The sequence below is a fragment of the Pelagibius sp. genome (genome assembly GCF_028289705.1).
Classification (GTDB): Bacteria; Pseudomonadota; Alphaproteobacteria; order Kiloniellales; family Kiloniellaceae; genus Pelagibius.
Genome location: NZ_JANQOI010000135.1, coordinates 1 through 10,513, shown reverse-complemented (window position 1 = coordinate 10,513; position 10,513 = coordinate 1). Strand labels below are relative to the sequence as shown.

Here is a 10,513-nt window from a genome sequence, read left to right as displayed (position 1 = left end):
TCGAATTCGACGAGGATGACGCCGGAGGGCGGGTTGGTGGAGCAGAGCGCGCCGCATTCGGCGATCTTTGCGCCATGCCAGGCGGCACCCGCGTGGTCGCCGCGCAGCAGGGGCAGGGCGGCGATGGTCGCGGTGTCGGTGGTCCGCCCGCAGATGACGATCTCGGCGCCGGTCTGGAGCGCGGCCTGGACCTGTTCCGCACCGGCCAGCGCGACGACGTTGGAGAGACCGAGGACGCTCTCGGCATCGATCGCGGGGGCGGGCGCCAGGGGCGTCACCCGGCCTTCCCGCAGATTGTCGGCGATCCGCCCTTGCGGCTGACTGGCATAGAGCAGCGCCAGCTTCGGCGTCTGGCCGAGTTCCCGGGCCAGCTCGCGGGTAATCTCGGCCATCCAGTCGACGGTTGCATCGGTGCCGCAGGTGCCCGCCGTGCCGATCAGCAGGGGTACGCCGGCTTCGGCACGCGCCAGCATCAGTTGCCGCCATTCCGATTTGGTCGCGGCGCGGGAGTACTTCGAGACGCCGGCGCCCAGGCTGTAGGGCCCGCTATCGGTCGATCCGCCGTCGATGGCGATGATGTCGGGGCGCGCCGCGATGCCGCGGGCCAGCGCCTCCCGGTCGAAACCGAGGCCCAGAACGCCTGATGGCACAAGAACGCGGGTTGGCATGAGGCCTCCTCAGGTTAGACGCAGATGAGTTGCCTTACCGCTTGGCGGTCACGGCGCTTTCCCATTCCGACAGAAAGGCGCGGCGCTTCAAGGAGTCGAGGAACACCAGCAGCCCGGGGCCGAGGCGAATGGGGATCAGCGAGCCCTCGTCCCCCTCGGGCAGGGCCGGGGCGAGGCTGGCTTCGCCGGCGATAACGCGCTGGCCCTCCGGCGAGACCAGGAAGTCGATGAACTTACCGGCGTCTTCGGCATTGTCGCTGCTGGCGGGAATAAGCGCGGTGCGCACCATCAGCAGAGTGTAGTCCTGCGGATAGATGATGCCAATGGGCGCGCCGGCGGCACGGCGCGCCTGGGCATAGGAGCCGAGGACGTTGTAGGCGACGGCAATCTCGCCGCTTTCCAGCAGGTCCAGCATCTCGCCCGAGCAGCAGGACAGGCGCGCGGAGAGATTGCCGAACACTTCCATCAGCCGCCAGTAGGTTTCGGACTGCAGGCTGTCCTGAGTGGCGAAGAGATAGCCCAGCCCGCTGACCTTGGGGTCGTAGGTGGCGACGCGCCCGGCAAAGCGTCCTTCCTCGCTGCGCAGCAAACTGAGCAGCTCGAAGCGGGACTGCGGCGGTGCCTCGGCGAAGGCTTTCATGTCGTAAGCGATCACTGCCGGCTCCCGGGTGAAGCCGAAAATGCGCTCCCGCCATGAGGCCCAGCGCGGCAGCCGCGTGGTCACCAGGGAGCGGTGCCGCCGGGCGAGGCCGTCATTGACCAGCTTGATCTGAAGATCCATGGCTGAAGAGATGGCCAGGTCGTAGGACTGGCCGTCGAAGGTCACGGCGCCCTCGATGGCCTTGTAGACGTCGAGGCTGCTCGCCTGGTGATAGATCAGGGCGACGTCGGGCTGAAGCGCCCGGAAGGTGCGGACGATGCCGTCCATGGCATCCGCTTCGGTGGTGCCGATGACGTGCAGCAGACTGCGCGCACCGGCTTCGCGCAGGGCCGGATAGCTGCGCGCCTCCTCGATTTCGATCGCCGCGGCGGGCTGCAGCAGAGCCGCGACCAGCAACAGGACCAAACCGGCGCTGAAGGCCCTGGGTATCATCGCGCCTTGCCCTGCTTTCGAAGCGGCGGAAACACCAGACGCGCACAGAGGCCCTGCGGGCTGTTGTCTTCCAGCCGCACCCGCCCGCGATGCGCCCGCATGACCTGGCGGACGATGGACAGGCCGAGGCCGGAGCCCAGCGTGTCTTCGCTGACGGCGCCACGGCGGAAGCGTTCGAGCACCTTGTCCCGGTCCTTGCGCGGAACGCCGGGCCCATGGTCGGCGACCGAGACCTCCGGGGCCGGGTCGGCGCGGACGGAAATCTCAATGTAGTCGTCGGGCGGTCCGTACTTGATGGCGTTGTCCAGCAGGTTGCGGATCGCCTCCAAGAGGGCGATCTCGTCGCCCTCGATTTCCGCGTCCTCGGTGAGGTCCATGCGGAAGTCGATGCCGCGCATCTCTGCGGCCACCTCCAGGTCGCGGGCCGCGGTGCGCGCGAGACTGGCCAGGGACAGACGCTGGCGTTCGGCCCGTTCGGCACGAAAGGCCACCATCGCCTGGGTCAGAAGCTGCGTGGTGAGCTGCGAGGTTTCGTCGGCGGCGCGCAGCATGCGCCGCAGGCTTTCCTCGCTGGTGCGTTCGGGACCGGCTTTCAGGCTGACCTCGGCCTGGGCCTTCAGGGCGGCCAGGGGAGTCCTGATCCGATGGGCGGCCTCGGCGATGAACTGCTGGCTGGTGTCGAGGGTCAGCCGCAGGCGCTCCACGAAGGCGTTGATGGCGTCGACCAGGGGCAGGATCTCGCGCGGTGCGGCGGTCTCCAGCGGCGAGAAGTCGTCGGAGGCGCGCGCGGCGATGGCCCGTTCGATCTCCTGGACCGGCTTCAGGGCGCGGCTGATGGCGATCCAGGCGAGCAGCCCGGCCAGCGCCAGGAACCCGCCGCCGACGCCGGCCGCCGAGAGGGCGATGGAGACCGTCAGGGCGCCGTGGGCTTCGCGGGTCTGGGCGACGGTGATGAAGACGGTCTCCCGGACGCCGCCGGTGAGGATCGAGCGGCGGACGCTGGCGACCCGCACGGTGTCGCCGCGGTAGCGGCCGGTGAAGAACAGCGGGGTGTCCTCACGGCCCGGCAGCGCACTATCGGGCAGGTCCGGATAGCCGGTGATGAGCGCGCCCCGGCCGCTGGCGACGCGATAGAACACCCGGTCTTCTCCCGCCAAGCCCAGCATCTCCAGGGCGGCGTAGGGCAGGTCGACGGTAATCGCGCCCTCGACCGCGCGCACCTGCTCGGCAATGGCGATGGCGGACGCGCCGAGGATGTTGTCCTGGGTGGCATCGGCGGCCCGGCCGGCGACCGCCTGGACGGAGAAGTAGAGCAACACCGCGAGACCGGCGAAGACCAGCAGGAGCTGGCCGATCAGCCGCCGCCTGAGGGACCAGGCCGGCGCCGCCAGGGTGGAGGAGGACCAGTCGGGGGGCGAGGAACCGACGGTCATCCCTGTCTTCCTTCGGGTCTGTCCTCCGGGCCCTCGCGCAGCCGGTAGCCCAGGCCGCGGACGGTCTCGATGGCCACGCCGCTGTCCTGGATCTTGCGGCGCAGGCGGCCGATATAGACCTCAATGGCGTTCTCGCTGGCGTCCTCGGCCAGGCCGAAGAGCTTCTCCATGAGCTGGCCCTTGCTGAACACCTGACCGGGGGCGGAGATCAGCACCTCCAGCAGGCGCAGTTCGCGGCTGCGCAGGTCGAGAGGTTTGCCGTCCAGGGTGACGCTGGAGGCGGCGGCGTCCAGCTCCAGCGCGCCCAGCTGCACCAGGCTCTGGGCCTGGCCGTGGCGCCGGCGCACCACCGCGCGGCAGCGCGCGTCCAGCTCGGCCACATCGAAGGGCTTGGTCATGTAGTCGTCGGCGCCGAGGTCCAACAGGTGAACTCGGTCGGTCACCTGGGAGCGGGCGGTCAGGATGAGCACCGGCAGGTCGTTCTCGACACTGCGCATCTGCTGCAGGATGTCGCGGCCGTCGCCGCCGGGCAGGGTGATGTCCAGGATCACCAGGTCATAGCCCTGGGCATCGGCGCGCAGATAGTCCTCCGCCTCCGGCGCGCTGCGGGCCCAGTCGACCGCGTGGCCGCCCGCCCGGAAGTGGCGTTCCAGGGCGTCTCCCAGGTCTTCATTGTCCTCCACCAAGAGCAGCCTCAAGAAGGGCTCCTTCGTTCTACTTACCCTTGTTTTCGCCGCTAAGCCAACGGCTTAGACGCGACAGGTTGGCGTCAGGTTGCCGCGCTATGCTTATTTTGGGTAAAGCGGGTAGACGGCCCGCCAATAATGCATTGGGAGGAAAGAATGCGAAAGTTTCCCTTGAATCGCCGTGCTTTGATGGCGGCCGCCACCGGTGCGGCCCTGGCCGTTTCGCTCGGCATGGCTCCGGCCCAGGCCGACCAGGTCCTCGACAAGGTCCACTTCCTGATCCCCGGCGGCGCCGGCGGCGGCTGGGACGGCACCGCGCGCGGCACCGGCGAGGCCCTGACCAAGGCCGGCCTGGTGGGCACGGCGTCCTATGAGAACATGTCCGGCGGCGGCGGCGGCAAGGCGATCGGCTACATCATCGAGAATGCCGAGAGCAATCACGGCACCCTGATGGTCAATTCGACGCCCATCATCATCCGCTCGCTGACCGGTGTCTTCCCGCAGAACTTCCGCGACTTGACCATGGTCGCCGGAACCATCGGCGACTATGCGGCGCTGGTGGTGGCGAAGGACAGCCCCTACACCTCCGTGAAGGATCTCGTCGACGCCATCAAGTCCGATCCCAGAGGCACGGCCATCGGCGGCGGTTCGGTTCCGGGCGGTATGGACCACCTGGTTGCGGCCATGGTCGTCGAAGCGGGCGGCGGCGATCCGGTTGCGATGAAGTACGTCGCCTACGACGCCGGCGCCAAGGCGAATGCCGGCCTGCTCTCGGGCGAGGTCAAGGCGGTCTCCACCGGCTTCAGCGAAGCCGTCGATCTGGCCCGTGCCGGCGAGGTCCGCATCATCGGGGTGACCTCCGAAGAGCGGGTCCCCGCGTTCAAGGACGCGCCGACCATCAAGGAGCAGGGCATCGACGCCACCTTCGTGAACTGGCGCGGTTTCTTCGCCGCTCCGGGCCTGCCGGCGGACAAGCTGGCCGCCTACCAGAGCGCCCTTGCGAAGATGTACGACACGCCTGAGTGGGAGACCGTGCGCGCCCGCAACGGCTGGGTCAACATCCACAATTCCGGCGCCGACTTCACGGCATTCCTGGAGAACCAAGAGAAGGTCATCGGCGACCTTATGAAAAAGCTCGGGTTCCTCTAAGGTTTCTCTTGCTCCCCGCCCGGCCCTGAGGCCGGGCGGGATCTTTCTTGGGGGAGGGAAAGATGGCGCTCGACCGCTGGGTGGCTCTGTTCATATTCCTGCTCTGTGCCGTCTATGGCTATACCGCCTGGTTCGGGATGGACCATCTGCTTGCGCCGGTTCTGCGCAACAACCCGATCTGGCCTTCGACCTTCCCGAAGGTGCTGGCCATCGGCGCCATGATCCTCGCTCTGGCCGTCGTTCTCGGGGTGGAGAAAGAGGAAGAACCCAAGCCGCTTGAGATCAACTACAAGCGTTTGCACGACTACAACCTCGTGCAGGCCGTGGCGCTGCTGGCGCTGATGGTGGTCTACGCCTTCGCCCTGCGCCCGCTGGGTTTCCTGGCCTCGACCTTTCTGTTCCTCAGCATTGGCAGCATCATCCTCGGTGAGCGCCGGTTCGTGATGGTCGCGGTCGTTGCTGCGGTTGCCGCTGGGAGTGTGTGGTATCTGGTCGAGCGGGTCCTGGGGATTTTCCTCAGGCCGCTGCCGACCTTTCTGTAGGGGGCGCTGAGATGCTGGAAGGACTCATAATCGGCCTGTCGACGGCGCTCTCCGTCACCAACATCGCCATGGTCGTCGGCGGTTGTCTCATCGGCACCTTCATCGGCATGCTTCCGGGCCTCGGGCCGATGTCGATCATCGCCATCATGATCCCCATCGCGATCACCATCGGCGATCCCTCCGCCGCGCTGATCCTGCTCGCCGGCGTCTACTATGGCGCGGTCTTCGGCGGCTCCACATCGTCGATCCTGATCAATGCCCCTGGCGTCGCTTCGACCGTCGCGACCAGCTTCGACGGCTATCCCCTGGCGCGCGCCGGCAAGGCCGGCAAGGCCCTGACGGTGGCCGCCATCGCCTCCTTCTCCGGCGGGACGATCGGCGCGGTCCTGCTGATGATCTTCGCGCCGGCGCTTGCCTCGGTGGCCCTGCTGTTCCACTCGGCGGAATACTTCGCGCTCATGGTGGTGGGCCTATCGGCGATTGCCGCCTTCGCCGGCACCGGCCAGGTGTCCAAGGCACTCCTGATGACCATGATTGGGCTGATCCTGGCGACGGTGGGCGAGGGCGTGCTGTTCAACGCACCGCGCTTCACCATGGGCATGATGGATCTCCAGTCCGGTTTCGGCTTCATCACCCTGGCGATGGCGATGTTCGCGTTGCCGGAGGCCATCTATCTCGTGCTCGATCCCAAGCGCTCCAAGACCGGCGACGGCGGTGACGGCAAGATCAAGGACCTGCGGATAACGCGCGATGAGGCGCGCCAGATCGCACCGGTGATCGGCCGCCAGTCGATCCAGGGCTTCCTGATCGGCGTGCTGCCCGGCGCCGGGGCGACCATCGCGTCCTTCCTGGGCTACGCCGTGGAGCGGAACATCGCCTCCGGCGAAGACCAAAAACAGTTCGGCAAGGGCTCGGTCAAGGGCCTCGCCGCGCCGGAGAGCGCCAACAACGCCGCCTGCACCGGCTCCTTCGTGCCGCTGCTGACCCTCGGCATTCCGGGGTCCGGCACGACGGCGATCCTTCTGGGCGCACTGATCGCCCTCAACGTTTCGCCGGGTCCGCGGCTGATGATCGACGAGCCGCAGATCTTCTGGGCGGTCATCATCTCCATGTATCTCGGCAATCTGATCCTGCTGATCCTCAATCTGCCGCTGATCCCCTACATCGCCAAAGTCCTGGCGGTGCCGCGGAACTACCTGATCCCCTTCATCCTCTTCTTCACGCTGATGGGCGCTTACATCGGGCAGAACAATGCGACCGAGCTGCTGATCCTCGTCGGCTTCGGCGTCATCGCGACGATCTTCCGCTTCGCAGATTTCCCGCTGGCGCCGCTGCTGATCGGCTTCATCCTGGGGCCCCTGCTGGAGAACAACTTCGCCAGAGCCATGCAGCTCTACGAGGGTCCGGCCTTCATCTACGAGCGCCCCATGACCCTGGGCCTGCTGATCCTGGCCGCCATTCTCATCTTCCTGCCCAGCTATCGCGCGCGCAGGGCCCGCGCCCGGGCGAGGGGCGCCGCTGACTCGAGCTGATGGCCGGCTCCGGACGCTGAGCCAAGGCCGTTTGCCACGACGCCGGCAATGCTATAGTCGCGGCCAAACAGCGATAACGGCTTGCAGGGCGGTTTCATGGGGGCAGAGGTAGAGCGGCAGGATGCCGGAACGTTCGACTATGTGATTGTCGGGGCCGGCTCGGCCGGCTGCTGCCTGGCCAACCGGCTGTCGGCGGACCCCGAGGTCTCGGTGCTGCTGCTGGAGGCCGGCGGCAAGGACAGCTGGCACTGGATCCACATCCCCGTCGGCTACCTCTACACCATGAACACGCCGCGCACCGACTGGTGCTTCAAGACCGAGGCCGAAGCGGGGCTCAACGGCCGCGCGCTGGCCTATCCCCGGGGCAGGGTGCTGGGCGGTTCCTCCTCCATTAACGGCATGATCTACATGCGCGGCCAGGCCCGCGACTACGACACCTGGCGCCAGCTCGGCAACGTCGGCTGGTCCTGGGACGATGTGCTGCCCTACTTCAAGCGCTCCGAGAACTACTTCGACGGTGGCGACGACTTCCATGGCGGCGAGGGCGAGTGGCGGGTGGAACAGCAGCGCCTCTCCTGGGAGATCCTGGACGCCTTCCGCGAGGCGGCGGCGGAGGTGGGCATCCCGCCGACCGAAGACTTCAATCGCGGCGACAACGAGGGCTGCGGCTACTTCCACGTGAACCAGCGCAAGGGCATCCGCTGGAGTACGGCCAAGGGCTTTCTGCGCCCGGCCGCCAGCCGGCCCAACCTCAAAGTCCTCACCCATGCCCAGGCGGAACGGCTGGTGATGGACGGTAAGCGGATCACCGGCATCGACTTTCGCGTTGGGGGCGCGCCGCGGCGCGCAACAGCCCGCGGCGAGGTCATTCTCGCTGCCGGCGCCGTCGGCTCGCCGCAGCTACTGCAGCTTTCGGGCATCGGTCCGGGCCCGGTGCTGCAGGCGCAGGGACTCGCGGTGCGCCACGAGCTGGCTGGCGTCGGCGAGAACCTGCAGGACCACCTGCAGATCCGCACCATCTTCAAGGTCCGCAACACGAAGACCCTGAACCGTCAGGTCCGCAGCCTCTTCGGCAAGGCCGCCATGGGCCTGGAATACCTGCTGTTCCGGAGCGGGCCGCTGTCCATGTCGCCCAGCCAGTTGGGCGCCTTCGCCAAGTCGGACCCGGCGCGGGAGACCCCGAACCTGCAGTACCACGTCCAGCCCCTCAGCCTGCCCAAGTTCGGCGAGCCGCTGCACGACTTTCCGGCCATCACCGCCTCGGTCTGCAATCTTCGCCCGGAAAGCCGGGGGACCATCCACATCCGCTCCGCCGACTTCCGCGAGTCCCCAGCCATCAAGCCCAACTACCTGACGGCGGCGGCGGACCAGACCGTGGCCGTGTCGGCGATCCGCCTGACCCGGCGGATCTGCGCCGCGCCGGCCTTGCAGCGCTTCCAGCCAGAGGAATTCCTGCCGGGCGCGACCATGGAGAGCGATGGCGAGCTGGTGAAGGCCGCCGGCGACATCGGCACCACGATCTTCCATCCCGTGGGCACCTGCAAGATGGGCACCGACGCGGCGGCGGTGGTCGATCCGCGCCTCAAGGTGTTGGGTCTTGAGGGCCTGCGGGTGGTGGACGCCTCGGTGATGCCCACCATCACCTCCGGCAACACCAACTCCCCCACCATCATGATCGCCGAGAAGGCCGCCGCCATGATCCGCGAGGACCGCCGGGAAACGGTCTGACCGGCGCCTATCTGCGGGAGCCTTGATCGAGGTCAATGGCAGGCCGGTGCCTTCGGGCTAGCGTCCATCTTGCCGTGACCAGCATTCCGACCCGTCTGGCGGAGGCCCAGGCCCCGCGCTACACCAGCTATCCCACCGCGCCGCACTTCCATGACGGCGTCGACGGAGAGGTTTACCGTGGCTGGCTCGAGGCCCTGCCCGCCGAGACCCCGCTCTCCCTCTACCTCCACGTGCCCTTCTGCCATCAGCTCTGCTGGTACTGCGGCTGCCACACGGCGGTGGCCAACGACTACAAGCGGGTGGGCGCCTATGTCGGCCTGCTACGCCGGGAGATCGGCCTGCTCGCCGAGGTCTTAGGTCACGGAAGGCCCCTATCGGGTCTGCACTGGGGCGGCGGCACACCCTCGATCCTCTCGGCGGAGGATTTCACGGCGGTCATGGCCCAGTTGCGGGAGGTTTTCGATTTCCAGGACGGGGCCGAGCTGGCCATCGAGATCGATCCGCGCCACCTGACCGCGGAGAAGGCCGAGGCCTTGGCGGGGGCGGGCATCAACCGCGCCAGCCTGGGGGTGCAGGACTTCAATCCCCACGTCCAGGATGCCATCAACCGGGTCCAGCCTTTCGAGACCACGGCGGCGGTGGCTGGGATGCTGCGGGATGCGGGCATCGGCGCTCTCAACGTCGACCTCATGTACGGACTGCCCCATCAGGGGCTGAACGATGTCAAGCAGACCGCCGCGCTGACCGCCGAAATCCGGCCGGACCGGGTCTCGGTTTTCGGCTATGCCCATGTGCCTTGGATGAAAAAGCACCAGCGTATGATCGATACGCAGGCGCTGCCGGGGGCGGAGGCGCGGCTGGCTCAGGCGGATTTGGCCGAGCGGGTGCTGCAGCTCCAGGGTTACCGCGCCGTCGGCCTCGATCACTTCGCGCTGCCGGGCGATCCGCTGTTCCGCGCCGCCGGCGAAGGGAAGCTGCGGCGCAACTTCCAGGGCTACACCACCGATCAGGCTGAGGTGCTGCTGGGGCTCGGCGTTTCATCCATCGGGAATCTGCCGCAAGGCTATGCCCAGAACGACAAGGACTTGGTCAGCTATGGCAAGGCCTTGCGCGGCGGCCGTCTGCCGGTGGTGCGCGGCATTGCACTCACCGCCGAAGACCGGCTGCGCCGGGCGGTGATCCAGGCGCTGATGTGCGATTTTGCCGTCGACCTGGATGCCCAGGCGGCCACCCAGGGCCAGGCGGGTTTCGACTTCTCCGAGTCCCTCACCCGTCTTGCCCCGCTCGCCGATGACGGGCTGGCGAGCATCGACGGCGGCAGGGTCCAGGTGAGCCCCGAAGGCCGCCGCGTCGTGCGCCTCATCGCCGCCTGCTTCGACGGCTATCTCGGTGCCGGCGGGCGTCACAGCCGCGCCGTTTAGGGCATCTTCGCTTTGCGCTAAATCGGTTCCGGCCCGCGGCTCTCTTCGATGATTGCTGCCGCATAACCCTCGCGCCCCGCGAGAGGCTCACCAGGATTCAGATAACCTAATCATAATAGTGAAACTCTTCGAGGATCGACCTGGGATTGCAGGGCCGTTACACTAGAGCGGATCATGTTTAGACGGAAACACTTTGGTGTTTGCGTCTAAACATGTGAATCCGCTCTACACTTTGAGAGTTAGAGCAGATTCACCAGGCTC

At 67.2% G+C, this 10,513-nt stretch carries 9 protein-coding genes; 5 read left to right on the top strand and 4 right to left on the bottom strand.

Features of this window, described 5'->3' with window-relative positions; translation table 11 throughout:
- From Q0996_RS17335 to Q0996_RS17320, 4 genes are all read right to left on the bottom strand, one after another.
- Positions 1-668: acyclic terpene utilization AtuA family protein (locus Q0996_RS17335; RefSeq protein ID WP_299622541.1), on the bottom strand; the 668-nt coding region annotated here is incomplete at its 3' end.
- 34 nt (positions 669-702) lie between these two features.
- On the bottom strand, positions 703-1,761 hold the full coding sequence (locus Q0996_RS17330; RefSeq protein WP_299622538.1) for an ABC transporter substrate-binding protein: 1,059 nt from the start codon (positions 1,759-1,761) through the stop codon (positions 703-705).
- A complete protein-coding gene (locus tag Q0996_RS17325; protein ID WP_299622535.1) occupies positions 1,758-3,194 on the bottom strand; it encodes a sensor histidine kinase in 1,437 nt (478 codons plus the stop codon). Before Q0996_RS17325 ends, Q0996_RS17330 begins: the two co-directional genes overlap by 4 nt.
- A complete protein-coding gene (locus tag Q0996_RS17320) occupies positions 3,191-3,892 on the bottom strand; it encodes a response regulator transcription factor (RefSeq protein WP_299622532.1) in 702 nt (233 codons plus the stop codon). Before Q0996_RS17320 ends, Q0996_RS17325 begins: the two co-directional genes overlap by 4 nt.
- 144 nt (positions 3,893-4,036) lie before the next feature.
- Here Q0996_RS17320 and Q0996_RS17315 point away from each other — a divergent pair, with 144 nt between their 5' ends.
- The 5 genes from Q0996_RS17315 to hemN all read left to right on the top strand — a co-directional run bounded on the left by Q0996_RS17315 (position 4,037) and on the right by hemN (position 10,252).
- A complete protein-coding gene (locus Q0996_RS17315) occupies positions 4,037-5,029 on the top strand; it encodes a tripartite tricarboxylate transporter substrate binding protein (protein WP_299622529.1) in 993 nt (330 codons plus the stop codon).
- Between the two features lie 62 nt (positions 5,030-5,091).
- On the top strand, positions 5,092-5,571 hold the full coding sequence (locus tag Q0996_RS17310; RefSeq protein ID WP_299622526.1) for a tripartite tricarboxylate transporter TctB family protein: 480 nt from the start codon (positions 5,092-5,094) through the stop codon (positions 5,569-5,571).
- An 11-nt stretch (positions 5,572-5,582) separates the two neighbouring features.
- Positions 5,583-7,103 carry a tripartite tricarboxylate transporter permease gene (locus Q0996_RS17305; RefSeq protein WP_299622523.1) on the top strand — a complete coding sequence of 507 codons (1,521 nt, stop codon included), beginning with the start codon at positions 5,583-5,585 and terminating at the stop codon, positions 7,101-7,103.
- A 96-nt stretch (positions 7,104-7,199) separates the two neighbouring features.
- Positions 7,200-8,831 carry a GMC family oxidoreductase gene (locus Q0996_RS17300; protein WP_299622520.1) on the top strand — a complete coding sequence of 544 codons (1,632 nt, stop codon included), beginning with the start codon at positions 7,200-7,202 and terminating at the stop codon, positions 8,829-8,831.
- A gap of 74 nt (positions 8,832-8,905) precedes the next feature.
- Positions 8,906-10,252, top strand: a complete 1,347-nt coding sequence (hemN, locus tag Q0996_RS17295; RefSeq protein WP_299622517.1) for an oxygen-independent coproporphyrinogen III oxidase — start codon at positions 8,906-8,908, stop codon at positions 10,250-10,252.
- Positions 10,253-10,513: the final 261 nt, after the last annotated feature.

Bases quoted from the DNA above. Each gene is read 5' to 3' on its own strand.
- Q0996_RS17330 (WP_299622538.1), bottom strand. From the start codon at position 1,761: ATGATACCCAGGGCCTTCAGCGCCGGTTTGGTCCTGTTGCTGGTCGCG.
- Q0996_RS17315 (WP_299622529.1), top strand. From the start codon at position 4,037: ATGCGAAAGTTTCCCTTGAATCGCCGTGCTTTGATGGCGGCCGCCACC.
- Q0996_RS17310 (WP_299622526.1), top strand. From the start codon at position 5,092: ATGGCGCTCGACCGCTGGGTGGCTCTGTTCATATTCCTGCTCTGTGCC.
- Q0996_RS17300 (WP_299622520.1), top strand. From the start codon at position 7,200: ATGGGGGCAGAGGTAGAGCGGCAGGATGCCGGAACGTTCGACTATGTG.
- Q0996_RS17305 (WP_299622523.1), top strand. From the start codon at position 5,583: ATGCTGGAAGGACTCATAATCGGCCTGTCGACGGCGCTCTCCGTCACC.
- Q0996_RS17325 (WP_299622535.1), bottom strand. From the start codon at position 3,194: ATGACCGTCGGTTCCTCGCCCCCCGACTGGTCCTCCTCCACCCTGGCG.